The sequence below is a fragment of the Marinobacter sp. B-12 genome (assembly GCF_056857915.1).
Genome location: NZ_JBSXOB010000066.1, coordinates 1 through 26,112 on the forward strand (window position 1 = coordinate 1; position 26,112 = coordinate 26,112).

23 protein-coding genes are annotated in these 26,112 nt (G+C 51.8%); 6 read left to right on the forward strand and 17 right to left on the reverse strand.

What is annotated here, in order from left to right:
- Positions 1-138 precede the first annotated feature (138 nt).
- Positions 139-1,005 carry an ArdC family protein gene (locus AC13D2_RS20980; protein WP_099619974.1) on the forward strand — a complete coding sequence of 289 codons (867 nt, stop codon included), beginning with the start codon at positions 139-141 and terminating at the stop codon, positions 1,003-1,005.
- Positions 1,006-1,092: 87 nt separating this feature from the next.
- Here AC13D2_RS20980 and AC13D2_RS20985 read toward each other — a convergent pair whose 3' ends face one another.
- On the reverse strand, positions 1,093-1,374 hold the full coding sequence (locus AC13D2_RS20985; protein WP_099619975.1) for a hypothetical protein: 282 nt from the start codon (positions 1,372-1,374) through the stop codon (positions 1,093-1,095).
- A gap of 303 nt (positions 1,375-1,677) precedes the next feature.
- Between AC13D2_RS20985 and AC13D2_RS20990 the strand changes: the two genes are divergently transcribed.
- From AC13D2_RS20990 to AC13D2_RS21010, 5 genes are read left to right on the forward strand one after another with little or no spacing between them, the layout of a single operon-like run.
- A complete protein-coding gene (locus AC13D2_RS20990) occupies positions 1,678-1,959 on the forward strand; it encodes a hypothetical protein (RefSeq protein ID WP_091643682.1) in 282 nt (93 codons plus the stop codon).
- On the forward strand, positions 1,960-3,795 hold the full coding sequence (traD, locus tag AC13D2_RS20995; RefSeq protein ID WP_099619976.1) for a type IV conjugative transfer system coupling protein TraD: 1,836 nt from the start codon (positions 1,960-1,962) through the stop codon (positions 3,793-3,795).
- Positions 3,795-6,584, forward strand: a complete 2,790-nt coding sequence (gene mobF / locus AC13D2_RS21000; RefSeq protein ID WP_228210973.1) for a MobF family relaxase — start codon at positions 3,795-3,797, stop codon at positions 6,582-6,584. Before traD ends, mobF begins: the two co-directional genes overlap by 1 nt.
- A 14-nt stretch (positions 6,585-6,598) precedes the next feature.
- Positions 6,599-7,060: a hypothetical protein gene (locus tag AC13D2_RS21005; protein WP_099619978.1), complete on the forward strand. Its 462-nt coding sequence runs from the start codon at positions 6,599-6,601 to the stop codon at positions 7,058-7,060.
- Between the two features lie 5 nt (positions 7,061-7,065).
- Entirely contained in the window at positions 7,066-7,419 is a 354-nt protein-coding gene (locus AC13D2_RS21010) for a hypothetical protein (protein WP_143752392.1), read from the forward strand.
- Here the strand turns inward: AC13D2_RS21010 and AC13D2_RS21015 are convergent, their stop codons facing one another.
- The 16 genes from AC13D2_RS21015 to AC13D2_RS21090 all read right to left on the reverse strand — a co-directional run bounded on the left by AC13D2_RS21015 (position 7,420) and on the right by AC13D2_RS21090 (position 26,110).
- Positions 7,420-8,403, reverse strand: a complete 984-nt coding sequence (locus tag AC13D2_RS21015; RefSeq protein ID WP_099619980.1) for a S49 family peptidase — start codon at positions 8,401-8,403, stop codon at positions 7,420-7,422.
- Positions 8,404-8,407: 4 nt separating this feature from the next.
- Complete coding sequence (locus AC13D2_RS21020; RefSeq protein WP_228210972.1) at positions 8,408-8,836, reverse strand: lytic transglycosylase domain-containing protein; 429 nt, start codon at positions 8,834-8,836, stop codon at positions 8,408-8,410.
- Positions 8,823-12,041 (reverse strand): conjugal transfer protein TraG N-terminal domain-containing protein, encoded by a 3,219-nt coding sequence (locus tag AC13D2_RS21025; RefSeq protein ID WP_228210971.1) that lies wholly within the window; start codon positions 12,039-12,041, stop codon positions 8,823-8,825. Before AC13D2_RS21025 ends, AC13D2_RS21020 begins: the two co-directional genes overlap by 14 nt.
- A 68-nt stretch (positions 12,042-12,109) precedes the next feature.
- On the reverse strand, positions 12,110-13,489 hold the full coding sequence (locus tag AC13D2_RS21030) for a conjugal transfer protein TraH (RefSeq protein WP_091643661.1): 1,380 nt from the start codon (positions 13,487-13,489) through the stop codon (positions 12,110-12,112).
- Positions 13,489-14,319, reverse strand: a complete 831-nt coding sequence (locus tag AC13D2_RS21035; protein ID WP_091643658.1) for a conjugal transfer protein TraF — start codon at positions 14,317-14,319, stop codon at positions 13,489-13,491. Before AC13D2_RS21035 ends, AC13D2_RS21030 begins: the two co-directional genes overlap by 1 nt.
- A gap of 11 nt (positions 14,320-14,330) precedes the next feature.
- A complete protein-coding gene (locus AC13D2_RS21040; protein ID WP_091643655.1) occupies positions 14,331-14,798 on the reverse strand; it encodes a S26 family signal peptidase in 468 nt (155 codons plus the stop codon).
- Positions 14,788-15,555: a type-F conjugative transfer system pilin assembly protein TrbC gene (locus tag AC13D2_RS21045; protein ID WP_482939116.1), complete on the reverse strand. Its 768-nt coding sequence runs from the start codon at positions 15,553-15,555 to the stop codon at positions 14,788-14,790. Before AC13D2_RS21045 ends, AC13D2_RS21040 begins: the two co-directional genes overlap by 11 nt.
- Complete coding sequence (locus tag AC13D2_RS21050; RefSeq protein WP_198412809.1) at positions 15,542-16,528, reverse strand: TraU family protein; 987 nt, start codon at positions 16,526-16,528, stop codon at positions 15,542-15,544. Before AC13D2_RS21050 ends, AC13D2_RS21045 begins: the two co-directional genes overlap by 14 nt.
- A gap of 72 nt (positions 16,529-16,600) precedes the next feature.
- The gene (locus AC13D2_RS21055) at positions 16,601-17,179 is read right to left on the reverse strand and encodes a conjugal transfer protein TraW (RefSeq protein WP_104272305.1); all 579 of its coding nucleotides are present in this window, start codon (positions 17,177-17,179) and stop codon (positions 16,601-16,603) included.
- A complete protein-coding gene (gene traN, locus AC13D2_RS21060; protein WP_482939117.1) occupies positions 17,145-18,617 on the reverse strand; it encodes a conjugal transfer protein TraN in 1,473 nt (490 codons plus the stop codon). Before traN ends, AC13D2_RS21055 begins: the two co-directional genes overlap by 35 nt.
- Positions 18,587-20,521 (reverse strand): hypothetical protein, encoded by a 1,935-nt coding sequence (locus tag AC13D2_RS21065; RefSeq protein WP_482939118.1) that lies wholly within the window; start codon positions 20,519-20,521, stop codon positions 18,587-18,589. The genes traN and AC13D2_RS21065 overlap by 31 nt, the downstream gene beginning before the upstream one ends.
- Positions 20,521-23,022 (reverse strand): TraC family protein, encoded by a 2,502-nt coding sequence (locus AC13D2_RS21070; RefSeq protein WP_482939119.1) that lies wholly within the window; start codon positions 23,020-23,022, stop codon positions 20,521-20,523. Before AC13D2_RS21070 ends, AC13D2_RS21065 begins: the two co-directional genes overlap by 1 nt.
- The gene (locus tag AC13D2_RS21075; protein ID WP_091643639.1) at positions 23,019-23,609 is read right to left on the reverse strand and encodes a TraV family lipoprotein; all 591 of its coding nucleotides are present in this window, start codon (positions 23,607-23,609) and stop codon (positions 23,019-23,021) included. The genes AC13D2_RS21070 and AC13D2_RS21075 overlap by 4 nt, the downstream gene beginning before the upstream one ends.
- Positions 23,609-24,784: a TraB/VirB10 family protein gene (locus AC13D2_RS21080; RefSeq protein ID WP_482939120.1), complete on the reverse strand. Its 1,176-nt coding sequence runs from the start codon at positions 24,782-24,784 to the stop codon at positions 23,609-23,611. Before AC13D2_RS21080 ends, AC13D2_RS21075 begins: the two co-directional genes overlap by 1 nt.
- Complete coding sequence (locus AC13D2_RS21085) at positions 24,784-25,536, reverse strand: TraK domain-containing protein (RefSeq protein WP_482939121.1); 753 nt, start codon at positions 25,534-25,536, stop codon at positions 24,784-24,786. The genes AC13D2_RS21080 and AC13D2_RS21085 overlap by 1 nt, the downstream gene beginning before the upstream one ends.
- Entirely contained in the window at positions 25,529-26,110 is a 582-nt protein-coding gene (locus AC13D2_RS21090) for a TraE/TraK family type IV conjugative transfer system protein (protein WP_091643631.1), read from the reverse strand. Before AC13D2_RS21090 ends, AC13D2_RS21085 begins: the two co-directional genes overlap by 8 nt.
- Positions 26,111-26,112 lie beyond the last annotated feature (2 nt).

The window sequence follows — 26,112 nt, forward strand, 5'->3', positions numbered from 1 at the left end:
TATGGGTTTTTATTCTTTGAAAGGTATACAAAGAGATTGACAGCAAGGGCAGGAAAACCGATAATAATCACATGGTCAGCGGGGTGCTGGCCTCCGGGTTCGCCGCCGGTTATCGAGGCGAGTTAGGAGATTCCCACCATGGCAAAGCGCGACCTCTATCAAGAAATCACTTCAGAATTTTTGGCAGCCCTGAAAGAAGGTGTTAAGCCCTGGGTTTGTCCATGGACATCAAACGGATCTTTTGCGATGCCGGTAAACGGTACGACTGGCAAGCCGTACAACGGTATGAACGTTCTTCTGTTAGCCATGCGCGCACGCGCTGAAGGCTACCGATCAAACCAGTGGATGACCTTCCAGCAGGGCAAGCAGCAAGGCGCTTTTGTCCGTAAAGGTGAGAAGGGCACAACCTGTATTTTCTTTAAGCCGATGGAGAAAGAGAACAGCGACACCGGCGAGAAAGAATCCTATGCCGTGATGAAGGCTTTCACGGTATTCAATCGCGAACAGTTTGAAGGCTTTGAAACACCTGAGGTTGAGCCGACCTGGGCTCCCATCGAAGATGCAGAAGCGATCTGTGAGGCGTTTCCGATCGAGACTCGCCATGGTGGCGATCAGGCCTGCTATATCCCAAGCCTCGACATCATTAGAATGCCAACCCGTGAACAGTTCGCTAAGGGCGAGGATTACTATTGCACGCGCCTGCATGAAATGGTTCACGCGACTGGTCACAAAAGCCGCCTGAATCGGGAATTGGTCGGTAAGTTTGGCTCTGACGCGTACGCCTTTGAGGAGCTGGTCGCCGAGTTGGGTAGCTGGATGATGTGCAGCAGGATTGGTCTACAGGGTGATTTGCAGCACAAGAGCTATCTGGCGCACTGGATCCGAATCCTGGACTTTGACAAGAAAGCCCTTTTCAAAGCGGCCACGTTGGCACAGAAGGCACACGATTTGTGTTTTGAGTACCTGGCAGCCCATGAAAGCGAAAGGGAGGACCAAGCCGCCTGAGAGGGCAAACAATGAAGGGCCGCGAGGCCCTTTTTTTGTGTCTGGATTTTGAGCTGGGCGTGGCCACCTGGACGGCGGCCACGCCGATCAAAGCGTTTCCGTCGATTGCTCAGTGTTAGAGGATCCGAACGCGTTGTTCGACTCTTTCTCCACCGTCTTCTTTAACCTGGTTAATTCCTTCTCACCTTTGTCGACAGCTTCCTCAATGGCGTCTCTGATCAAAACAGAAAGATCAAACGATAGTTCGTCGTCAATTTCCTGGATCTGATCGCGTAGCTTATCGGCTCGGAGTTTGAGCGAGCGTGGCACCTTGGCTGAGACGGTTACCGTATCCTCGCGTGACTTAATAAATACTGACTGCTTTGCCATTTCGAACTCTCCTGGTCTACCTGTGGTTTACCGTTGGTTTACTGATAAAGATCCCGGTGCCTAAAACACCAGGATGGAGCAGGGGATTGGACCTCAGCGACGCGGTCGCCTTGGTTTCGTCACACCCTACGCAGCTGACGCTGCTTTACTCTATCCCTTGTGGCACAAGGGCTAGAGCGCATACGCCCTGTGGGCGATGCGGTATGCGCCTCCGAGTACGGGCCCTGATTTCAGTAGTGCTGGCGCGCATACGCTCTTTATACTAGTATATGAATAAATATAAAGCTATAAGGAGCCATAGCCGTGAGAGCTGTTTCAATTCGGGTGTCGGAAGAAACGATCGCATTCGTTAAACAGGAAACGAAAAAACGAGGGATCGCCACTGAGGCGGAAATGTGGCGCATCTTGATTGAGCGGGGTGTCGCTGCCAGCGAGGGTACCCAGGCGCAGATCGACGCGCTTATAAAGATTGGGGTCCAATCCCTATGTCTTACACAGAGGTTCGCGGGTGCTCAAAACGAAAGCTTGATTGCTGAGGCGCGAGAGGATGCTCGCTCAATGCTTGATCGGATGGGGATGATCTAGATGAGTATTTTCAGGGGCTCCAACATCGGTAACTTCACGCGCGGTGGTCAGACAACCATCCATTACTTGCGCATGATCTGGCAGGTTGTCGTCCAATTCTCCAGGCTCTGTTTGATCTTATTTGTACTGGCGATTGCGACGACCTATTGGGTCAAAACGACGCCCCTTGAGCGCTCATTGGCAGTCGGTTACATCGAAGCCTATGTGAAATATGAAGGGCTGAAGATTGACGATGCGACCGTATCTGTTACCTACCCCGACGGTCGTAGCCGGACTATTCCGGCGGTGGGTTTCCTGCGGAACCAGGAAATTCATCGAGTGCTAGATCGAAGCACACATGCTCTGGCCTTTGGCGTGGTGTTTGGGTTTCTGGCATTGGCGGTTTTTGGTTTTGTGGCCTGGCGATTCCTCAATAGCACTGGTGAGGACTTTGCCAACGAGGAATTTGTTCGTGGCGGGAAGCTAGTCGATTCAAAGGAGCTGACAAAAGCGATAAAGCGCACGACGAAAACAGGCGGAATGACCGTCGCGAATATACCGATCCCCAAGGATTCAGAGCCGGCTCACTTTTTGATTGTGGGTGCGCCAGGGACAGGCAAATCTGTCACCTATAAAGAAATGGCGGAGGTTATTCGGAAACGGGGTGAGCGTGCGATTTTCTACGACCCATCCGGCGAAATGGTCGAGAACTTCTATCGCGAAGGGCATGACGTGATCTTGAGTCCGTTTGACGCCAGGGGGCGTGCTTGGGACATCTGGACCGAGTGTAAAGAGGATTATGAGTTTGATCAGCTGGCGACCTCGTTCATTCCTGATCAGAAGTCTAACGATCCTTTCTGGGCTACCGCCGCGCGGATTGTTTTTGCAGCTATGGCTCGAAAGCTGGCAACCCATCCCCAGCGATCAAATAAGTTGCTAGTGGACAAAATCCTGAATGCCGATATGGAGGAAATTATCGGCTTTTTGAAAGGCACAGAAGGCGCGTCAATTCTGTCTGAAGGTGCTGAGAAAATGGCGTCATCCGTTCGAGCGGTTATGGCCACTTACATCAGACCGCTGAAGTACCTCCAGGATAATGGGCCGACGTTTTCTATCAAGGAATGGGTGCGCAACGACGATGGTGATCAGTGGGTCTTTATCACTCGAAAAGACGACCAAAAGGACGTTGTTAAGCCGCTAATAACCGCGTGGTTGGATACTGCATCATCTGCGATTTTGAGTATGGAACCATGCAGGGACCGGAGGATCTGGTTGCTGATCGATGAGCTGCCAAGCTTGAACAGGCTTCCCACGATTACGGACACACTGGCGCAGTCCAGGAAGTTCGGTGGATGCGGGGTATTGGGAGTCCAGAGCTACCCCCAATTGGTGTCGATCTATGGTCGCGACGAAGCCGACACACTGGCCGGCATGTGTTCGACCTGGGCTGTATTTCGGTTCAACGAAGAGCGATCGGCCAAGTGGGCCAGTCTTGGTTTAGGAAGCATCGAACAATTGGAGACTAATGAAGGCATTTCTTACGGCGTAAATGACATTCGTGATGGTGTTTCGTTGAATCGTCAGCGTCATGTTCGTCCCATTGTTCTGCCCACTGAGATCCAGTTTTTGCCAGATCTGGTGGGCTATTTAAAGCTTGGGCGTTCGTTCCCGGTGGCACAGTTCAAACTTAAGCGAAAGCCGCTGAAGAAAATTGCCGAGGGCTTCATCCACCGCGATTTGAAGGGTGATCTGCTTGAAGCGGTCGAAGCCGCTCCGGAGGCGAAGGATGGGAATTCAGAGGCGACTGCACCTGTTGAGTCGAAGAAAAATGATTACGTCGACGGAGCGCTGTTCTGATGTTGTCGATTAAGGCGCTCGGGAGCGCGAAACAGGCTGGTTCCTATTACAAGGATGCGGATTACTACGGCAAAAATGAAAACGGCGAGAAAGAGGTAATTCCCAGCGAATGGGTAGGTAAGGGTGCCGCCTTAATGGGCCTGGAAGGGCCGGTGGACATTAAGGTATTTCAGCAAGCATTGGAGGGCCGGTTGCCAACTGGAGACACGCTGGGGCGGTCGGACGGGAAAGGTGGCTTGGAACATAAACCAGGTTGGGATTTTACGTTTTCAGCTCCTAAATCCGTTTCGATTATGGCGCTGATGGGAGGTGATGAGCGCCTGATGGCCGCTCATAAAGAAGCGGTCAAATCGGCTGTCGGTTACATAGAAGATAGGCTGGTTGGAGCCCGGAATACCTCAGAAGGGGTTTCGCAGTTTGTACGCACTGAAAACCTCGCTGCGGCGACATTTACGCACACGACCAGTAGGGCGCTGGATCCTCAATTGCATACGCATAGCGTGATACTGAACGCTACGCTGAGGAATGATGGTCAGTGGCGATCCATCGAAAGCAGGAAAATGTACGATCCGAATGTGGCTGCAGGACAGGTGTACCGATCTGAACTTGCCATGAAAGCCCAGGAGCTCGGTTACACAATTGAGCGCGGCAAGAACGGCACATTTGAGCTTCAAGAGGTGTCTCAGGAGCTTCGAGATCTTTATTCCAAGCGGCGAAAGGATATTGAGGCGGCCGCAAAGGAAAGGGGTCTGGAGGGTGCCAAAGCCATGGATAGGGCATCATTAATGACGCGCGATTCGAAGCAGTCGACGACAGAAGATGTATTGCAGGAACGGTGGCGGAGCGAGCTTCAAGAAGCTCGTTTGACGGTTCCTACCATCCCCGAGGCGCGGCCAAGTGCTGAAAGGGACAGTCCTGACCGCGCTAAAGACGACGCGATTTTTGCTTATAAGAAATTGGCGGAACGTGAGGCCGTTTTCTCAGAAGGTGAACTGGTCAAGATGACCCTTGCGTGGGGCGTAGGCAACCACAGTATTAAGGACGTAGAACAGGCAGTACGCAGCCTCAAGCAGGAAAAAGTCCTGCTTCACGCCACTGGGGTTTCGCGAGATGAGGCGTATCTCACCACCCCCCAAGCTCTAAAGAAAGAGCGGTATATCGTAGATCTGGTGAAGACTGGCCAAAATGAATTAAAGCCGATATCCGGCAAAGGAGCGGTCAAGGAATACGGACAATCTTTGGGTTTCACCAGGGGTCAGATGGAGGGTGCAACAACCATCTTGAATGGGAAAGATAGGGTCGTTGGCGTTCAAGGTTATGCCGGTACTGGTAAGACCTACATGCTATCTGCGGTGCGCGAGGTCGCAGAGGGGAAGGGATACTCGGTCCGTGGTTTTGCCCCAACAGGATCTGCAAGCGATTCGCTAATGGAAGGCTCTGGGATTCGGAGTCAAACGCTTGCCAGCCACCTCTACGCATTGGCGCGGGAAGAGGAAGGGAAGGGCGGAAAGGGACTGGATCAGAAGAAGCTCTGGATTGTCGATGAAGGCTCTCTGGTAAACGCTAATCAAATGGCTGATCTGCTCACCTACGCTCGAAAGGAAGGTGCCCGAGTTGCGTTGGTTGGTGACCACGCGCAGATCGGTTCAGTTGAGTGGGGTAAACCGTTCGCGCAGCTCGTAAGAGGCGGCATGAAGACGGCTCAGATGACTGAAATCCAGCGGCAGAAGAACAATCCGATTCTTCTGCAAGCAGTGAAAGATGCGATGGTTGGTCAAGTTGCTAAAGCAATGAAGAACGTCGCGGGGCGGATTCACGAAGACCCGAATCGTGAAACTTTGGTGACACGAGTGATTGATGACTATGCCGGTATGACCGCCAGGGACCGCTCAGACACACTTTTGATGGTTCCGGATAATGAAACGCGGGCTGTTGTGAATCAGGGCATCCGAGAGAAGCTGCAACAATCTGGCGACCTGGGGAAAGATAAAGCCGAATTAAAGGCGTTGGTGAGTCTGGGGCTTACAAGGGTAGAAAAAGGAAGTTCACGGGGCTACCAGAAAGGTGATTTGGTTCAGTTTGCGAGGGATTTTAAAACCATTGGGGTTGAACGAAATGAATTGGTCAAAGTCCTTCGTGTTGACGGCGAAAAGGTAATATTTGCTAACAAGGACGGTCAGGAAGTTGAGTGGCGACCTGATAAAGTTGCTGGTCGTGCCAAGCATGGGGTCGAGGTTTATCGTGAAGAAGATAAGCGCCTGGCAGAGGGTGATCGCATAAGGTGGACCAAGACTGACAAGGACCGGGATCTTAAGAACGGTGCAAAGGGGGAAATTGAGCGGATCGATGGGTCAACGGCCATAATAAAATTTCAGGATGGGCGTCGAATCTCGCTGGACCTGAAAGAGGATAAACATTGGGACCATGCTTATGCCTCAACAATTGTTTCTGCCCAGGGACAGACCTACAGATCCGCAATGGCATTGGCAGAAAGTTGGCGGCGCAACCTCGTTAATCAGAAATCATTCTATGTTGGATTGTCCAGGGCTAAAGAAGATGCTCGGATTTATACCGACGATAGAGCCAAGCTCACAAAAGGTATTGAAGAGCGTACCGGCGAGAAAACGAGTGCCTTGGAAGGTCGCAACGTGAGCGTCGAGAAAATGTTTGCTGCTGATGGCCTGGTGAAAGAAACCAGGATGGAGAAGGTTACTCAAAAGGTTAAGGAAATCGTGGACAAGGCGTTGGGGCGCGAAAAAGGTGGACCGGCGAAAGACTTGTCCTTATAAAAAAGGAGCTTGTCATGCTTTACACATTAGGTTTTATGAAATGCGTTATCGCGCCCACCTTTGGTATGGCGCTGTGGGCTTGGTTCGTTTACGACGGAACTATCATGCCGGAGCTTTACATGGAAGATGCTGCCATATTGGGAGTTTTTCTTGCTGTTCCGGCGGCACTCGCATTTGCCGTCTTTTGTCATTATACGAGGGGTGTAATCAGGGCCGCAGGCGTAATAGCCGTAGCGATTTTGACCTTTTGGCTAACGCCAAGTGGTCTCGAAGCTCAAACCCCCGAGTGGGAAGTTATGGGGCGCCAGATTATTCTGCCCTTACCTTTTATGGTGGTTGGTACTCTTTTTATCGGGGTTTGCCTCTGGCCTGTGATTTATGCCCGAGAAATCTATGAGATTAAAGGCGATGTTCTAAGGGGAGTTGTTCAGGTTGCGCTCGAAGATTCTAACAAGAAGGACCTCAGAAATAGGTGATTGAAATGTTGAAAGGAATTGTAGGTTTCGGCTGCGGGCTTGCTTTGATTTTGAGCTCCCCCATCGTTTGGAGTGAGCAAAACGTTTACGACATACAGACAATAAAAGAGGTGACTAGCGTTTCCAAGATAAACGCAGTCTGTCTGGAAGATCTAACGAAGGGCAATCTGGATTCGGTTAGCATTGAACAACAAGGCCTGTGTTCCTGTGTAAGCTTCCAGCTTGTTCAGACGTTATCGTTCAAAGAATACCGTCAGATTGAGAGAAATATTTTTAGTGGTAATAAACACTGGACCGACACCGAAGCGATCAGCCGCGTCAGGCCTCGCCTACGCGAAGCCTGTAACTGGACAGGTTAGCTAGAGGCGCGGACCATTGATATTGCTCAGTTCGCTACTGATCCGAGAGACGATTGAGTCGGCGATAGATTCGGAAACACTCGGAAGCCTACCGAATAGCCCTGGTTTCAAGCTGTAATCGAGGGCATGTTCTGAGCCAAACTCTTCTTTCAACACTCGATGGTAAGTGGATATTCCGTCAACTAAACCAAGAGATAATGCTTCGGTTCCTGTCCAGTAGTCTCCGCTGAAAAGATCATCAGCCTCTGACAGCTTATCTTTTCTGGATGATCGCACAACGGCAATGAACTGCTGGTGTATTTCATCGAGCACCGATTGAACTTTAAGAAGGTCCTCAGGTTTTGCATCCGTGAAAGGGTCAAGCCTCCTTTTGTTGTCGCCAGCTACGATAGTTCTAGCTGTTACACCAGCCTTCTCCGCAAGATTTTTAAGGCCAAAGGATTGCTGGAAGACGCCGATCGAACCAGTGAGCGTAGCCGGATTCACTAGTATCTTATCGGCAGCAACTGCGACCATATAAGCCCCGCTCGTGAGCATGTCGTCACCTAACACCACCAAGCGCTTGCCAGTTTCCTCTTTAAGTTGCATTAGGTACTGGTGAAGCTTGTGTGACTGAACGGGCGTGCCACCCGGCGAGTTGATCACTAGAAGAACACCCTTAGAATCTTCGTCGTGGAAGGCTTGGTAAAGGTTGTTTTCTAATTCACTAAGTGCTGTAGGTTTTCCTGCCTCTATAGGGCCATTAATTCTTACTAGGGAAACATAGGATTCGCCTTTTGGGATCGTTATGCCTCCAAGAATTCCTCGCGAGTAAAGAATGTTAATTGTGAAAATAGTGACAATGACCAGAATGAATCCAATCGTCCTGAAATTCGCATTGCGTCGAGCTTTCCGGGTCTCTGACATTATGGCGTCGGCAAAGGCCGTCTGCTGACGAGTAAATGCTTCGATAAGCGTTTGTTCGGTGTTTTTTTCCTGGTCCATAGCATCACTCTCCTACATGGTTTAGGGCATCACGGACCTTCGACACATAGTGCCGGCGGGCGCGCTGTACTTTTGGTTTGGTTGAGAATCCTGCGTTATAGGCTCCCACAGCGGCCCAAAGGTCGCCTTTTGTGGTAACGAGGTTTTCGGCAAGGATCCAGGCGCCTACATGGATATTGGTGCAAGGATCGCGAACCAGAACAGGAGCTGTTATTCGGTAGGGCTGCAACCGCTCTAAATGCTGGGAGTTGATCTGCATTAACCCATAATCTCTGGAACCATCGCTGTTGTTGCCGTTTATCGCATCGGTTTTGTTATTACTTTCAACAAGAGCAATTGCTTTCAATAACTTTGCCGGGACCTGGTAGCGACCTGCGGCCTCAGAAAAACATTGATTTATGTCCGCCAATACCGAAGAACTAACGACCAGCATTGCTGCGAGACCTACGATTCGGGGTCTTCTCTTCCTCGCCATCGTTAAGTAGCTCCTTGCCTTCATGTTCAGAAAGTGTTGTGTAGCGGGCATCCGCATCCTCTCCAGCCGCCGAGTAAAGTTTTTGGAAGCCGTCTTGGAAGTGCAGCGCAGCGGCTGTCGCGGCGTCCCTTTCTGGTGTGAGAGAGCCGGGTTGTGTTTCGTAGCTCTCCATGACGTTCCAAGTAGATTCCGCAAGCTTCTCCAAGGCCTGGCGATTCATATTTGCGTCTTCGTGATCAGCGTATGTAATGCCAGCGTTCACCATCGCTGAGGCATGGACAGGAGAAAGATCTTGCAACGGTGTTTGAAGCCCGGCCTGGAAAGCGCCGCCCACACTCACGTTTTCTGAGAGGTTTGAGCTGTTCACTGCATCGATCACGCTAGTAAGCTGATGCAGGAACATTGCTTTGTTGCCTTGTTCGCCATCGCCGGCAAACTTCTGGAATTGGTCGGCAAGGCGGGCTGTATCAGCAGGATCCTTGCTAAGAGCCCAATGCGCCGCGTTGGGGAGCTCGACCCTCCCACCGGTTTCAATTCTGGTGGTGTCAGTTTCGGTGTAACTCCTATCTTTGCGAATGTGGTTGTCAGAGGCGGCGTTGTTACCGGACAGAGCGCTGCTGTGAACGATGTTCCCCTCATTGTCGAGAGCAAGTGTTACCCGAGCCCCATCATCAACCGCGTCGATTTGACGCTGTGTGAACCAGCCGTTTTCGTCATGTGCGCTCTGCATTTCTTCTTTGGACATAGAAAACGAGCCAGCCGAAGCCAGGCGATCGCGAAGAACAAGTTCTTGCATCGACATTCCGGTTCCATCGGACATTAATTCCATTGTGGTGAGGTTTGAAGCGACGGCAGACTGATGGAGTCTTCCAGTGTCCAAGAGGTATTCATACATACCTCCTGGTCTCATCATTCCCTGTTCATAAGTTGCTTGGCCATCTGCTGATCGCTTCATAGTTTCGATTGCTTGAGATACAGCAAGCTGCTGTGGCGTAACTTCATCCAATGCCAGCGCAGTTCCGTGATCAGAAGCAGCGCGCACGGAACCTACTGCCTCATAAATCTGGGATGGAGACTGGCCCGTTTCTGCCATGTAACTCATCATTCCGCGAAGCTCTGACTGATTCATGTTTGCTGAAAATTCTGAGAACTTAACCATCTCGCCGGGATGCCAGTTAGTAGCGCTCAACTTGCCCCACAGGTCAGCATTAGTGGCTGTCGCATAAGCCTCAAAAATTTGTCCTCTCGATAGATCAGGGTGCTGCTCTGCGATACGGTCAAGCATGGTGCCTACACGCTGAGTGTTACCTGTGTTGATTGAAACTGACTGTGCAGTATTAATGGCTTCCTGCTCATTCACAGACATACCAAAGGTCGCGGCAGACTGATTGCGGCCGGAGGCAGCCCCGTGCCTCACCTGGCTTTCTACATTCGAGGTGTTTAGCCCCTGCTTGAATAGAGCTTCAGGGGAGCTATCTCCACCGTTGGATTGGACGGCGCCAGCAACGCCACCCACAACCCCACCGGCTCCATATGCGCCCAATGCTTTACCTGAGGTGATCGGATTGGTGTGGCTAAGATCTGCCATGCCAGACATCGTTTCGAGGCCTCGGTAGTGGCTTTCTGCTTGATTGTGCTCAGAAACAGAGGCGATATTGTTCCACCCGGTCTCGGCCATGAGGTTTGCGGATCCGCGAGCACTCGCAAGCGAATTCAAATGGTTCATGCTTTCTACAGGGGACTGAGCTTTGTTCGCTGCGTCAGAGCCTGCGCCGTCAGCATGCCCCGACCAATTTCCAGCCAGAGACGTCAGGCCATAGGGCGACATCTTGAAGAGCATGGCGGCGATGAAAGCCGAAATGGTGATACCCATGCCGCGGGCTTTTCCAAAAAGAGAAAGCGCCTGGGTTGCACTTTCGGGGGCAAGGAACATTGCGGATAGCCCCATGTTGTGACGCTGAATTTCGTCAACGGCATCGTAGGCCTGGTCGACCGCAATTTGTGCCAAGATCACATCCATGACCCCCCACAGCATTATCCAGCCGAGAAGAGCCACGATAAGCTTCAGGGCCATGGGGAATAGTGGCGTCACAATGAAAAGTGCCAGAATCGGGATCAGTCCCAACACTATGGCGGTAACTGAAGCCCTAATCTTTGGCATCCACTCGTTCGCGCTAACAGCAATTCCAAGTCCGTTGTTGACCATGGACCGGTTGGTTAAGGCGCGGATCCCCGCATCTGGGTTTTCATCAAGCATAACGCTGGCGATTGCATTACTAATGACCACGTTTCTAAGCAATTGCGCAGGTGGGGCGGCTGCGGCTCCAAACACGTTAAGATTCATGTTTTGAATCTTTGTTTCGCACGCTGTTTTTTGTGCGGGTACGGCTATATCAAAGCCGGTTTTGGTACAAACGGAATTCAGGTGCTCATCGTATGTTGGCGCGGCGTTTAGAGCCGGCGCCAGGACATTGTCATAAGCGTCTGAGCAACTCATCACTGTGCCGGCCTTGCCCGCGCCAGAGGAATACATGGTCGTAAACATCGCAGGCGATTTCATATCGGCTAACTGGTTCAGCAAGTCGTCCGTGCCGCTTTTAATCTCGGCAAGATCCACTGCGTAGCTGGGAAGGACAAGAGCAAGCTTTGAGCAGTCTTTGAAATACTGTCGGATAGACTTCTGGAGGTAATAATCGGAGGAAAAGGTTTTATCCGACGTTGCGTTGAGCAGGAGCTCGAAGCCAACACCCATTCCCTCTGTCCCGTAGGGATGAGCGGCCGAGGCATCCACAATCTCTTGAACTGCCCGCTCCGCTTTGTTGGTCATACCAGCGACCAAAACAATCAAATCAGGAACGTCTGGCACAGCTTCATAGGCATTTCGGACCGGGTCATATACATGCACAGTGCCGGTTGGAGTGATCAATGCTTTAAAGACAGCCACGCCAATTAAGGTCGTCATTAACCAGGACAGGCTGAGGCCAGTGGCCGACTGTTGGAAATTAATGATGCCTTTACCGACTGTGAACAAACCACCGAGTAACAGGCCGAGTACCACGGCCACGGCGAATAATGTGGTGTACTGATTATTCGCAAATACCAGTGAAATGCGTTTAAAGGCGTTTACCGTTTCCGTGAAGCCGTCATAGGTATAGAAATCCATATCCAGGGCAAACGCTGTGCTTGGTAGCGCTGCCACGAGGATCAGAGCGATTATCGGAAGTGTGCGCTTCATTGAGTGATGTCCTCTGCATTGCGCCGAAGAACTTCTTCTTGTCGCTTAGCCTGGGCAGCGGTAAATGCGATGTGTGCCATCTGCTCTTGGGTTTTTTTGAGATAGCTGGTTCGCGCGGCCATTCGGAATTGGTAAGCGTCTTTTTTTATTCCGGTTAGATGGTCGGCAACCTCGGCGTAAACTGTTCTGTCGCATTGTGGGCCGGCGGCGCCTGTGCTGTTCATAACCGCGTCGATTTCGCGGATCATGTTGTCGATGGTGTTGTAGAGATCATCGACCATATAAAACGCATAGGCATAGGCGACGACTTCTTCCGTGAGAGCGATCGCCATTGCTTTGTCTCCCAGTGCAATGGAATCGACAATAATTGGCAGGATTGGGATCGGAGAAGAGGTCAGGAACGCCTCATCTGCTGCACTTAAAGCGGTTTTGTTCTCGATTTTGGTGGCGATCGCATTCATCTGATTGCTCACTAGCGCCAGAAGACCGCCTGGAGTCGCTGAATCCGTTTGGCAAACAGGTCCACCCGCACCGTTGACTTTCTTTTCGGCATTGCCGACAACGAAATCATCGATGCTGGATTCGTCGTTATTGGGGCATGAGCTAATCGGTTCGATGACGGGGGCTTTTACGGCTGCCGTTGCGTTGATCATCACATCACCCACGAATCCACGCATGGTATCGACGTACTGGAAACCGAATTCGTCAGCGGCATTCTGTAGTAGGGAGCCAGTCTTGAAGATGTTATTGAATTGGGTCGGGCAATCGGCAGTAAGCTGCTTGACGTCGACGGATGGCTCCTGGTTGGCTGCTACTTGATTTTCAGTCGTTTCATACCAGCTTGTAACTGACCCAAGTGCGGTGGCCGCTTTGCTATCCAGGGCTTTGAGACGGTTGCTGGCTGCGGTCCCGATAAAATCGCCAACGGGCTCGCCAAGCTTTTTGGCAAATTGGCAATCGTTGATCTGAATTCCGTTCAAGTCGTTGATTATTTTTTCGAAACTTTTCATCGTCTCAGAGAGTTCTTTGCTCATCACTTTCATTGCTGTGTCGAAAGCGACGGCAGGAGCTGCCTGAATCATGTTCTGAAGCTTATCGACCAGGTAATCCGGGTCGAGCATCGACATCCCGCCAAGAAAAAGATCAACACCACCACACCCTGCAGATACCCTGGGGGGAGAAATAGTGAGAAGCGGGTCGTTGGACACGTTGAAGCGGGCTGAATAGGAGCCTGCAGAGTAGAAACCGCGCTGCTGGTTCTTGTAGCTTGACGCGCCACTGGACGTGGATGAAGCAAACCAGTCATCCGTCCAGTTTGCGGAGGCCACTGGCGCGGAAAGCGAAAGGATTAGGGTTGGGAGGATAAGCCTTTTCATCAGAACGATTCTCCCTTTGGCGCGCCCGGATCAAAGAATCCACCCTGACGATATTCGGGTGTGAGGAATTGCTCAGGGGATGTCTCGCCTCTCAAATAGCGGATGGCGCGATATGCGTTTGAGGTGATTTTGGTGGCTGATTCCACCCCAACTGCAATTGGCATCCAGCGTTCGCTGTTACGCTCGATGAGAATAACCATCGGGGTCACTTGGACATCGAATCGCGCTTGAGCAGATGGGTTTTTGTTTATATTTACTTCAGTAGTTTCAAGCCCGGTGCGATCTGACACTAACTTGAGAATGTTTCTTTGAGGCGAGCAGTACGGGCACTCTTCAGTCGAGAAAAGTGCTAGGGCATATTTGCCCCTGAAGTTTTCTAGGTATTGAGCTTGGTTATTGGCGCGCTGCTGAAGTTCCGCTTTTCGGCCTGGGGAAGTAATCGGGTACTGTGATGCACCGCTGAGAGTTGGATTTTGCAGCATGACCATGTTGGACACGGCCGTAAATCCGGCAGCCTTGCGGCGCACGACATCCTGAATTCGATAATAGGCAAGTACACTCTCCGGAGTTCTAAGCCAAACAGCTTCCTTCAGGTAGTTTTCGAGCATGGCTTTTAAGTCATCCGGGTGCATATCCATCATCTCCGCTGCCGGTGGCGGTGGAGGAAGTGGTTGCCTCTCCTTCTTATCGGGATCTTCTTCGCTAGAAGGCTTAACCGGTTCTTCATACCAGTGATACCCCTTGATCTGAGTATCCTGGTTCGGCTGCTGGATGGCGTTTGCCTGTGAGGCAGCAAGAGCGAGCAAGAGCAGTGTCAGTACAAATTTCATGGGTTGGCTCCTTAAAAGATCGCTTTGAGGCGCTTGGTTTTGGAGACGTCCACAAAACCCCAATACCGTGAGTCGAAAGAATCGGGATGCGATCCATAGGCCCAAGCTTTGCCGGCAGGTACTACTCCCGAATAGGAAAATAGGGGTAAAGGATCGCCTTTGAGCGTTTCAGTCTTGGCGCGCCCCAGAGACTCTCCATCGCAAAAAAACTCAAGATCCTTTTGGGTTATTGTTTGACCCTCCCAGCACATGAGCCTTTTGCTGATTAACACAGGTTCATGGCCCGCCAATTCATGAGAAAGCTCGAATGTCGCATAGTCGCCTGGCCCGGCAATGGCGTCGGTTTCCCAAAAAATTCTGTGATCGACAGACTCAGAGACCGTGATATTGAGGTGGTCTGAAACGAAGGAAATTGCAAAGGCAAGAGGCGCCCCTACAAGCAAAGTGAGAAGGACATTTTTCACTTTATTATTGAGCATTTGGGTTCTCCAGCTTGGCAAGAATGGATTCGACCGGTGCGCCGCCGGTCATCGTGGTTAAGCGTTTCAGGAGACTTTGTAGGCTTGAATCCCCGTAAACCACGGGCAGTTGCATTCCGGGGGTTGCAGCGCCTTTCTCGCAATAACTTTGAAAATCAAAGTTCTGCTCAACGACCAGGGCGGGGACTTTGGTGATGTTGTGATTCCTGAATTGGATGGGATCGATGACTACATCAAGCCCTCGCATTGCGCACTTTGGCCCCTCACACGTCGGGTTCTTGCGAAGAACCTTGGCCATGAATTCCATGGTGGGCTGTGTTTTCTTGAGACCACCGATCATGCCGCGCATCACCATCACACCACCGACCTTTTCAAGATCCCTGGCGTAATTCCGCAAGGTGATTTCCGGAATGGAGCTTGAGACGAATAGCAGGGCGCGGGAGCCAGTTGCTTTAGGGTCTGGGTTTTCAGGATCGCCAGCATCGAGGCCAGCATCGGCCCGAAGCAGACTGAGAAATTCATTCTTTCGGGCTTGCCACTGGTCGCTGTTCACCTCCTGCATGACTTCGAAGACGCGGGCCTTCATCGCCGGTGAATCCATCACCCGTTCTTTGGCCTGTTTCGCGATCGCCAGATATTCCTCCGGCACGTTGATCTGATCGGGAAGTGTGGGAATGGCATCCGATTCCGCAGAGGCTAATGGGCTCATTAGACAGAGGGTTAGGGCAAACCCCAGGTTACTTTTAATAAGAAACACAGCAGTTGAGCCTCCTAAACACCATCCATGAAAAATTGTCACCGCCTGCGGGGGGGTGCTTGTAATGGCTCCACAACAAACCGGTTTGACCGATCGGCCGGCAGCTATCGTCCCGAACAGGCTTCATCAGTTGCAGCTTGTATTTGTCCTTGGACCAAATGGGAACTGGCGCGGTATAGCAGCCATCTGAGGAGGATTCTTTTAGTAGTCCCATCCGAGCCATGAAGTAGATTCCGCGGGCTGCGATCCCGGCATTCGCCGTCACGTAATCCGTGCCGGTTATTGACCCGGCCAGGGGATAGGCTCCTGACCACGATCCCATGCACCAGAAGAGGGAATTAACGGGCCTTCCAACCAAGGCGCCAGAGGAATCCGCAGCGCACGCCAGTTGAGCGACCGGGTTGGCGAACAGCAACGACTCGGGGTGAATCATCAGCGAGAGAATTTCGTTGTTCCAGGTAGGGATGAGTTCAGTCATCATCGCTACGTCGAATTCTCGCTCTGCTATGCAGGGGATGTCATAGAACAGCCCCAAGATGCTAAATGCGGGAAAGAAGTAGTAATGCATCTGCTGGAAGGTTTTGGACTGCCCATCTTCCTGCATGTGCGATCCGCCCAGTTTCCCGCCGGTGTTCATCAACTTGAATCCGAGAGGCATCATGCAGTAGGGATCTGAAACGGTATCAATCAGCCGTGCGGGCTCCCACATAGAAATACCAATGCCGTATCGATTGATCGCTCCTGAATTACAGCTGCAGAGCACGGAAGGGGAGTCAGCACCAGGATCGGGCATTCCTGAATCGCCTTTACCGATGCTCAGCCCGCCAATGCGAATCGGGAAGATGCACTGCCAGGAGACGTCCGTAACAGGATTCAGGACGCCAGAGGGGCATTTGGACGCGAGGGCTGATTGAGGGGCCGTGTAAGCCCCTATCAGTGTTAAAAGAAGCAAGATTGCTCGAATACTCATCATGGCTAGAAACGTCCGGGAATTTCCCTAAGTTTAGCCTAACAATATATGTGAGTATATAGCACTATATGAAATTTAGAGATTGATCGAGTGTTCTTCGATTCGGAGGGTGCTGCCCTCTTGTGTCACGATCGATGGAACAAACTGCAGTGAGAGACGGTCGCGAACAGGAGGGGTAAGAATGAAAACAGGGCGCTGCAAAGCCATGGCGATATCCCGGTAATCACCTGAGGTGATCATGACCATATCCGTGGATTTCAGGTGAACCTGTGCCCAGGCAAGGTCATCTTTTGAGATAAACATAAGCCGCTGGGGAAGACGAACATGCTCCAGGGGATTAAATTGGAATCCCTTTGGATAGATGATTTGCCCATTTTGGTCCTTAACATCGAATTCGGCCGTGTAATAAGGAATGTGGTACCGAATGCGGTCTTCCCGCGCGCGAGGCAGAGACACGGCTTGCGCGGCAGCATTGCGCGCAACACCGTCACTCATCACTGTTTCCCAATCAACTTGAGCCACCTTGCTCTGGATCTCAGTCAGTGCATCCGGTTCAACAATCTCATAGGTGCGCCCAAGAACTTGGGATTCGGCGGCAATCAGGGATCCGGCAAGACAGCTACTGATTACTGTTATAAAAATCCGTAACACCATTAGAAATCTTCCCTTCAATTTGAGTCATGGTGTCTGGTACCAGGTCACCGTAATATTCGCTGAAATCGATCTTAGAAAAGTCGATTGATTGGAACTCCTCGGGTGTCAGCCCGCGACAGTTCGGAGCTTCCGGGGTACCGAAGCCGGCCACAGAGTTGAGCTGCGCTCGGCCTTGTTGATGGATGATGCGACCCATTTTCGAATTGAAACAGCAATACGATTTTGCTTTTTGGACGCACCCAACAAATTCCCATTCTTCCCGGCAGTATTCTCCAATCTCGTAGCAAAACCCTGAGCCATTAAGAACACCCGTTTCCGTAGATGTTTGATCGCAGGACTGTGTGAAGTAGTCGATTACAGCGCCGACCATGGCCGTTGGATCTACGACTACGCCATAGTTTGACATGACATCCCCAGCCACCGTGGCCGCCGCATTCGCCGCCACCATCGTAGGTGCGCCGGCGGCCAACGCAGCTTCATACTCCGATTTGCCCTGCGTAATCGAGTCGTAGACTGAAGTAATCATCTGGGTCGGGGAACCAGAGTCGCCGGTGTCATCCGCAAGCACTTTGCCTGTGTTTTTGCAGCAATTCTGGAACGCGGTAGATACTCCTGCTTTATCACACCTCATTGCTCTACCTGCAAAAATCATCATCTGTCCCAGGCAGGTTCCATCGGCTGCGGTCGTGCCATCGTCCTGATACATTCCAGTATCGATGTCGTCGACCACCGGCACTTGGGTTGCCAGATCAACACAGGCATTGGGGCTGCACTGTTGTTGTCCGGCGGCGTTTTCCATGCAGGAATAGCTGTTACCTAAAGGGCAGGCGTGTTGGGTTTCTAGGGCGCAGGTTTCAGATGTGGTAGAGAAAGAAACTTGTCCGCCTGTTTGTGAGGGGAGGCCCCCAGTGTAATTGTCAGTGATCTGGATTGTGCCGACTAAACCGTTTGCACAGCTTGGGGTGGTCACTAGGTTCACAAGCGTTGTGCCCAGGAAGTTGGTACCGGATAGGCTCGGGGCGTCCCAAGTTGTGGAACCAGTAGCACTGATCGGATTGTTGTTTGTGCAAATGCTGTCGAAATCGAGCGTTGGGATCTGTGCGACCAAGCCAGTGGGGCCTGATGTTACGGCACCAGTCTTGAGATCGAATCCGACCGTGAAGGACCCGAATTGCCGAGCGACTTTCACATCAAAATTCAAAGCAACCGGGTTCGTGCAGACCATTTGTTGACTTGAGCTACAGTCAACGGCGGAAATTGGACATAGCGCTCCCCCGCTTGGCGATTCAAAACATGAAGCCGTCTCACCTGGTTGGCCAAGATCACCATTCATATTGAGATCTTGGCCACAGGACCAGTTGGCCGCATAAACTGAGCCGAGAGGGAGAAAGAGGCTTAAAAGTCCAATTAAAGCGGGTTGGCTGTGCCTGAACTGCATATCGTATCCCTTGATGCTTGGCGAACGGCCTGCAATGTTGCTGCGGCTTCTGCGAATTCATTAAGACATCCACACGACTGAACGACTGTCTCTCCGGGTCCAGCCGGACAAACGCCAGCGGAACACTCGTGGAAGAAGTAATCGAAGGTGTTGGGGTCTGTGCGGTTCTCCTGCACGACGCCGTTCTGAACCGCGTCAGTTGCTAAGCGCGGCTTTCTGGTCTTGCATGCCTGTGTGCAGGCAGGCACTGAAACCTCTTCCAGAACAGAAAGGCTTTCTGTCGGCGTCAGAACACTACCGTTAGACTGCTTCAAATAGTCTTGATAGCCAGTGTTCGTGGTGCTTGCTTGAACGTTGTCAGCCCGTTCGAGGGCGTCATCGAAGTCGTATGTACCGGTGACCTGACAGCGATATTTGCGCGTTTTTTGCCACCAGGGGCGTGTAGGTGTAAACGAGCAGGTTGAACCATTGATCACTTGGGTGGACGGCAACGGAGTAAGACCGGTATTGACGAAATTCTGATATGTCCAAACCCCGTCCACTTGTTCTTCCATGAGTGTGCATTCAGGGTCACTTTGGTATGCACTACAGCTGTTTGAAATGGTGTCAGGTTTGAGTTTACAGTCGGTATCGACCTTTATTTTTGCGAGCGCGTAGCCTTCGCCATTCCCCGTAACTTCCACTCTAATTTTGAAGTCGACGGGTCCACCCGTCAGATAACTCTTAAAGTCGACATTTGGCGAGCGGACCCAGTTGGTTGAGAGCTCGCAAGCACCCGGTGGTCGTCCGGTACCCGTCCAGTTTCCGTAGGGGCCATTCCAAAGCAGGTCGGCATCGGCGTAGATCTGCATCCAGTCATCGAATTTTGCGTAGTTGATTTTTGCTTCCAAAATCCGGCTTGGGTCCAAGACATTGAATTGAACCTGGCGCTCATACATTCTGCAGCTACCGGCCCAATAGTTGTCGCCAACTTGCCCTAATGAAAGCTGAAGGCAATCTGGGCCGCATGGAAAAATGTTTCCAGAACCGCCGGCATATTCAATGATGTCGTTCAGTGTGACTTCTTCCACTGGCACGTTCCGGGTTATTTGGCAGGTTTTGATTTGGACAGGGTCCGCTGTAGCGGCCGGAGATGTCGTAATCAAATTAAATTCCGGATCAGCGGCAGAGGCGGAGAAAGCATCGCTGGCGAGGTTACCCGGCGTGCTGTTGTAGGCTTTCAGCATTGGCGAGCCCGCAGCGCAGTCACCGGCCTTCTGTGCGTAAAACTTAATCATCGGCCCGGTCACACCCACTTCGGAAACCGTGAGATAGTCCATTTGCGATGTCAGCGCACCGGTTGCGCCTCCCCCCAAATCATTAAGGACTTTGTCCAAGTTGCTCATAACTAGGCCACTCCCGCATGAGTTATTCACGCAATAGCAGCCGCCCAGCTTGTTTAGGGGAATCGGGGTCATGCCGATTTCGCCTGAGCCATTCACCACCCAAGACAGTCCCGAGCAGTTGTCCCAGGTCCCTGCGTTACACGAAACAGCTCCGTTTGCACATACACCGGACACCGGAACCCCTGGTGTAAATACCCGATCAATCGTGCCGTCCAGGTCGCTATCTTGAGAGACCGTTAAGGTGCCAATGTCACCGCTGGCCGAGGGTGCAACGAATATTTCCAAAAACTTCTGAGAGCCGCTGCAGCCCAAATTGGCATCGAAGCTCTGGCCATCGAACGTCTTCATGGCGTCGGCAGACATCAGAGGTGTAGTGAAGTTCTGTTGGATGGCTTCGGCGCTTCCGTAGCTGCTTCTAGCATTGCCCACAGTGGTCTCGGCCTCAGTGACGGATGCCGGATCTGCCGATACAAATCCCGGTAAAAGTCCTATGAGGACGAGCAGAATCCAGCGATCCATTAAAGTGGCACTCCGGATAGTTTGGACACCGCCTGAGCTGGCGTCATACCCTGAGCAATCAGTGCGTTATATTTGGCAACCTCCTTGCCGTCGGACGTTGCGATCCAGTGATTCCAGGGATCCACAGACAGCCTGCCGATACCCCGGCCAAACGGCGTATCAAAGAAGATCTCAGAGTATTTGGGTTTGTTGGCTTTTACGGAGGTCAGGAGATCGACAGCCAGGCCCTCGTAGTCGAGAACCCCTTCATCTACAGCCTTCGCGTAGTCCTCGCATTCAAGGTAAAACTTGAATGCAGCGTTATTCTTGATGACCTGTCCGACAGGGCCGAATTTCCGGAGATCCAGCGGACTCTGCGTAACAATGCCAAAGGCCCCGGAGTACTTGCGGGCGCGGCGATAGCCCTCTTCAATCAGGTTGCCGAGTCGGTTGTTCTCCTCCCCCCGGGAATCTGAAAAGTATCGCCAGGCCTCTTCGAACAGCACGAAGCGTTGTTCGGAGCGATCGGAAAGGTAAAGATCCTGGGTGACCGAGTTCATCACCTGCATAATCACCACGTTGAACAGCTCGGCTTGACCTGAAAGCTTTTCAAGCTCCAGGACTACGAAACCATCGTTCGAAATATCGAATCCGCCGGCGCCATTGAAAAAACGCCCGTACACGCCTTTCGTCGTGAAATCGTGCAGGTTGAAGGCGAGTTCGTGAGCCTTGGAGACCGCACTAGGCAGCGGTTCGCCCTGGTCAGAGGCGAGTTTTGGATAAGACTTCAAGTAGTGTTGAACAGCATCGATTCCGTTGACGATGTCGCCGCGGTCTGCAGTCCAACGAACGGCTTCCTTGATCAACGTCCATTCCGTTTCGTGCAGCGCTTGGCGAGAAGCGGAATATGCCATTTCAGCGAGGATGTTGGCGGTGGTCATGAGGTCCGCGTTTCGGTCATCCTCATCCTTGGAGTTGGTGTTGAACGGATTGATCGTGATCCGCTCTTTGCCGAAATCCATAAACCGGCCGCCGACCATATCGCATTGCTTCTGAAGGCTGTAACCAATGTCGGTTACTCGAACCAATGAGCCTGCAGCGTAATAGTTTTTGCAGAGATCGTTGAGCGTGTAGGACTTGCCCGCACCCGAACCGGCGGCAATGAGGAAGTTATGGTTGGGTGCTCGCTTGTCGAACACGTCCATGCCGACCAGCTGCCCTTTGCGCCCGACGTAGAGTAGGGCGGGGTCGCTGGATCCTCGAAAATCGCCTTGAATGGGCATGAAACGAGCCACGGCGCTCAGTGGCGCGTAGAAATGTCGGTCTAGCAAGCCGATGTTTTTATCGATGTCATAGAGACCGAACGGCAATGAGGCAATCAGCATCGGTTTCTCAAGCACCGATTCTTCCTGCATCACGAAATCTTTGGATTCCCAGAGTCGACGGGCGCGCGACACCGAATCAATGCATTCAGCTTCGGTATCTCCGAGGATGACCAAGGATGGAATGATTGTCATAAACCGTTCCGATTCGAGCTTGTCCAGAGCCCAGCTAAACTCCTCAGTTCTTTTCTGAATGGCCTTTGCAAAAGAGCCTGTGCCTTTTTGCGCCATGGTGGCGCTGGCCTTTTGGTGCAGAGAGGTTTTTATGTCTTCGAAAACAATGTTCAGGCTGAAAATAAAAGGCGTGGTTATCTGATCGGGATCATCCGGTGCGCCCATTACGCCACCGGTCAGGGTGTTGGTGGTGAAGGTATCGATGGATTTTGCGTTAACCTTTGGCGTAATCACTCGACCAAAGCGCTTGCCCAAGCGAAAGGGTTTTTCGCCACCTGAGAACTCAATTTTGGTTTCAGCATTGATGATCTGCTTTCGCAGCGGAAGGCGGGAATCAACATTGCCGTTCGGATCGGCGTCGGCATCGTTGAAAAACTGCCGTGCCCAGGCAACTAGATGATTTGCCCCCATCCGCGCTGGCGCAAGATGGGCGGCTTGCAAGGTTTCTTCAGCGATCGACAGCACTTCACTTGATAGAGGTTTCACAGTCTTGATGCAGACAAACGCTCGCCAATTTCGAACGGGAATGCCGTGATAGCACCGCATTCCCTTAGTGCCGGCTTTTAGGAAGCTGGTGTATTGCTCAATGGATTTCTGGAGCAGAGGAGTTCGGCGCTGTTTGTTGCGCGAATAGGCCTGAAGGATGCCGTTCACATTGTGATCAGGCGCCAGCATGATTTGGATCTGGGTTCTTTTCGGGTAAGTGACCGATAAAAACGTTTCTAATTGTTTAAGGTCACGCCCGCCCAAAAAGGTGAGAGGGCAGATCTCGAAAAGGTAGCCGTAGCGGTTATCCAGGGTCTGGAAGGCGCCAAGCTCTTCATCGAAATTTACCCATGGTAAAAAGTCAGAAAATTTGTTTCGGCGAAGCTCTTGCTCAAGGTCCCTGTGCGTGATGCCGCCATTGTCGCCAACGATCAACGACCAGATTCTTGAGAGGGGGCCTACTTTCTCTTCAGCGTTCATTGGTTGCTCCCTTGCACCTGGTCAATCAGAGAGTCAGTAAGCTCCGGCTTCTTATAAAGGTATTGGCCCATAACGAAACGCGGTTCCTCGACAATGCTGTATACGAATCGGGGCATGTATAGCCGGTTGCGTTTCAGTTCACTGGAGTAGGGAAGAATCATGGTGCGGACTGAGCGCGGAGGTTTGATCATAGGCGTCCGAGGCGCCTGAATCATGGTTCCAAGCTGATCATAAACCTGGTCGCGGTAGCCGCTGTATGCTGACTGAGGGGGCGCAAAAGAAGGATCTTCTGTGTGAGAGGGCGTCGGCGCGTCATAGGATGTCGACACAGCGATTGGTTGCTCCTTTACACGCTGGGATCCAGCCAACTTGTTTTTTCGCTCCGCTCTAGCTTGCCGCGCTTGCTCGGACGCCCTGGTCATGTGCGGATACTTTTCTACCCCTGTCACCGCCTCCTCATAAGCATCTTCGACAGAGATACATTTTCCAAAGTTGTCCTGTAGGTTGCAGGAGAACTCGTTTTCATAAGGCACCAGAGAACAGCCGCCCAAGAGGCTAACCGCTAACAGCAGAGTAAATTTTTTCATTAGCCTTTCTCCATAATGCTGAGATCCGTTCCTTTCTGGATGACCACGGTCAGCCTTTTGGCTGCGCCGACCTCAATGATGGGAACGGTTTGTTTTGCGAGATCCAAAAACAGTTTTTGGACGGCTTCAGAGCCAGACTTGAGAGCTTGACCGCCGGCGGATTGAACGATTGAGTCTGTGTCGACGATTTGTGTTGTTCCAAGCGCCGAAGTCGAGGTTGTAGCAGCCGCACCCGCAATGCCGTTTCCTGCTCCCTCGAAGAGGCCTGCGACGATCATCCGCATTACATGAGCGCCCATCTTTGAAACAACTGGACCGGTAAGCCCGCGCACGCCGTCACTGTCAGCGACGAACCCCTGAACTGGCTGATCAATGACCGCTGTTCCATCCAGGCTCATGCAGGAAAGACTGACCAGCTGAAGGTTTACACGCTCCTGAGCGAGATTTGCCGTCGCATTGGCGATGACAAAGCAGCCTTTCAGGTTGGCTTTGACACTGTTTGGAAGCACCGCCGGCGCCTGAACCCGAAGCATTACAGGCTCAGGGTTTGCGTCACCTAGTTCCGAAGTAAGGGCACGAATACCAGTCAGCAGAATTGCAGGCATGTGGCTGGGTGGCATGTAGATCGAATTCTTTTTTTTTGAAACTGTCTCCGGTTGAAAGGCAGCACCAGGGGCACGGCCAATACCGCCGACAATTCTCGCTTCAACCGGAATATCGTTGAGGGAGGATTCGGACGCGCTATAACTGGGAACATAGGTTGGAGGCTCCGGATAAGATACTTCGCCTCCGCCTTCCGGGGCTTCGAAGTCGGAAAGGGGATTCACCATTTCCTCTTTTTCGGTTTCTTCACCCTGACCCTGCCGCTTCAAATCGTTCTGAGAGGTCTCAAGCGCCGCAAGCAGAGAGTCATATTGGCGTTGTCGACGCTCCATTTCGGCTAGTGTCTCGCCGACGTGCTTCAAATCCTTGTCTACTTTTGCACGGATGTCGTCTTCCAGGAGATCGGCACCTAGAGATAGGTCTGTCGTTTCAACCTCTTTGACTGGCTCTTTTTCGTCTTGACCGGAGGCATAGTAAACGAACAGCAAGAGAGCGAGGAAACCAGCGGCAATGCTATATTTCCGGTACTTGAGTCTGTCTTCGGCTCCGAGGCCATTCCACCAAGTCTTCATCAGAAGCCCTCCTTAGAGACCACAAACAAACGGCCTACTTGGCCAGGTTCCAAGCTCAGCGGATCCATGGTTACCGCAAAGATCGATTCGCCAATGGCCGAGCTCAGGAAATCCGTCTCGCTGAAGGTGGTCGTGGTGCTGGTTCTGACCAAAAACTCTTTTAAGGAAAGCCCCAACCCATCCACTCGAATAGTCCGGCGCAACGCGAGTTGTGTGTTTGGCGTGCCGGCGGTCATGCGGGACACCCATTCACTGTTCGTGTTTGTGCTGACCGAAAAGCTGTCCGGGATGTCGTCCTCAAGGGCCGCCATAGTCAGATAGACTGCGCGCTCTTCATCGGGAAGGGGAGAGAGCAGTTCCTGGTTGTCTTTGATGCGGTTTTTCGCGCCTGTAGAAAGGCGGATTGTTTGCCCGGGAATGTCCTTTGGAGACACCATTAAGGTGTAAATCTCGCCGGCGCAAACCAGATAGAACTCGGATCGCGCTGAAACATATTCCTGGTGCAGCCCATCATCCTGAATCAGAAATTTGATGAAGCTATTATTCCCGTTGTTCTCAACCACGATCCCTTTCTCTTGAGAGAAAAAAGCATCGTTAATTGCACCGTCGACACAGGTAACTCTGTTGATGTCTCGATTGGACATTTCCACTGGTGTGACAACATCAGGCTTCACAACCTGGGTGTGAGCAAGCGCCGGCAAGCTTACTAACATCACGGCCAGTGCCGCGTTGAAAAATTGTTTATTAAGCATCGTTCGATACCTCCTTGATGCCGGTAAGCCAAAATCTTCCTTGCTCGAATGAATAAGAGATCTGGTAGGTGACGTTTTCCGTGCTGGTCACCGAGTCACCAACAATCCGCTTTTTCACGCCAGCAACGTGAATGGTGTCGTCGCCTACTTTTTTAATGTCTCGATTACCGCGCCATTGAACGACATAGGAGACTGTCGGGTAGCGCTCAATACCATCTGCCAGTCGGGTAAATAGATCGCGATAACGGGAGTATTCGTCGGGGTGAATGAGTGGCAACAACTCATTCAGCTGCCTTCTGGCAGTGGCGGCTGAAAGGTCGCCCGCCATATGAACGATGTAACGACTCATCGAGCGCAAGTAATCATCAGATGCCGTGGATCCTGATATAACGAAGTCGCCTTGCCCACCAATGGGGATCAGGTGAACGCGTTGTTCATCTAGCTTCGATGAAATTGTGGCTGTCTGAAGACCAGCAAAAATCACCACTGCCACAAACCCAAATTTGAGCAGCCGGTTTTCGGCAAAGACATTGCTCGAATCCTGGACAAACAGATTGGAGAAGAGACTTTTCATGG

What these genes read in the sequence shown, in the direction of transcription:
- AC13D2_RS20980 (WP_099619974.1), top strand. Translation starts at nt 139, where the DNA reads ATGGCAAAGCGCGACCTCTATCAAGAAATCACTTCAGAATTTTTGGCA.
- AC13D2_RS20985 (WP_099619975.1), bottom strand. Translation starts at nt 1,374, where the DNA reads ATGGCAAAGCAGTCAGTATTTATTAAGTCACGCGAGGATACGGTAACC.
- traD (WP_099619976.1), top strand. Translation starts at nt 1,960, where the DNA reads ATGAGTATTTTCAGGGGCTCCAACATCGGTAACTTCACGCGCGGTGGT.
- mobF (WP_228210973.1), top strand. Translation starts at nt 3,795, where the DNA reads ATGTTGTCGATTAAGGCGCTCGGGAGCGCGAAACAGGCTGGTTCCTAT.
- AC13D2_RS21005 (WP_099619978.1), top strand. Translation starts at nt 6,599, where the DNA reads ATGCTTTACACATTAGGTTTTATGAAATGCGTTATCGCGCCCACCTTT.
- AC13D2_RS21010 (WP_143752392.1), top strand. Translation starts at nt 7,066, where the DNA reads ATGTTGAAAGGAATTGTAGGTTTCGGCTGCGGGCTTGCTTTGATTTTG.
- AC13D2_RS21015 (WP_099619980.1), bottom strand. Translation starts at nt 8,403, where the DNA reads ATGGACCAGGAAAAAAACACCGAACAAACGCTTATCGAAGCATTTACT.
- AC13D2_RS21020 (WP_228210972.1), bottom strand. Translation starts at nt 8,836, where the DNA reads ATGCTGGTCGTTAGTTCTTCGGTATTGGCGGACATAAATCAATGTTTT.
- AC13D2_RS21025 (WP_228210971.1), bottom strand. Translation starts at nt 12,041, where the DNA reads ATGGATTTCTATACCTATGACGGCTTCACGGAAACGGTAAACGCCTTT.
- AC13D2_RS21030 (WP_091643661.1), bottom strand. Translation starts at nt 13,489, where the DNA reads ATGAAAAGGCTTATCCTCCCAACCCTAATCCTTTCGCTTTCCGCGCCA.
- AC13D2_RS21035 (WP_091643658.1), bottom strand. Translation starts at nt 14,319, where the DNA reads ATGAAATTTGTACTGACACTGCTCTTGCTCGCTCTTGCTGCCTCACAG.
- AC13D2_RS21040 (WP_091643655.1), bottom strand. Translation starts at nt 14,798, where the DNA reads ATGCTCAATAATAAAGTGAAAAATGTCCTTCTCACTTTGCTTGTAGGG.
- AC13D2_RS21050 (WP_198412809.1), bottom strand. Translation starts at nt 16,528, where the DNA reads ATGATGAGTATTCGAGCAATCTTGCTTCTTTTAACACTGATAGGGGCT.
- AC13D2_RS21055 (WP_104272305.1), bottom strand. Translation starts at nt 17,179, where the DNA reads ATGGTGTTACGGATTTTTATAACAGTAATCAGTAGCTGTCTTGCCGGA.
- traN (WP_482939117.1), bottom strand. Translation starts at nt 18,617, where the DNA reads ATGCAGTTCAGGCACAGCCAACCCGCTTTAATTGGACTTTTAAGCCTC.
- AC13D2_RS21065 (WP_482939118.1), bottom strand. Translation starts at nt 20,521, where the DNA reads ATGGATCGCTGGATTCTGCTCGTCCTCATAGGACTTTTACCGGGATTT.
- AC13D2_RS21070 (WP_482939119.1), bottom strand. Translation starts at nt 23,022, where the DNA reads ATGAACGCTGAAGAGAAAGTAGGCCCCCTCTCAAGAATCTGGTCGTTG.
- AC13D2_RS21075 (WP_091643639.1), bottom strand. Translation starts at nt 23,609, where the DNA reads ATGAAAAAATTTACTCTGCTGTTAGCGGTTAGCCTCTTGGGCGGCTGT.
- AC13D2_RS21080 (WP_482939120.1), bottom strand. Translation starts at nt 24,784, where the DNA reads ATGAAGACTTGGTGGAATGGCCTCGGAGCCGAAGACAGACTCAAGTAC.
- AC13D2_RS21085 (WP_482939121.1), bottom strand. Translation starts at nt 25,536, where the DNA reads ATGCTTAATAAACAATTTTTCAACGCGGCACTGGCCGTGATGTTAGTA.
- AC13D2_RS21090 (WP_091643631.1), bottom strand. Translation starts at nt 26,110, where the DNA reads ATGAAAAGTCTCTTCTCCAATCTGTTTGTCCAGGATTCGAGCAATGTC.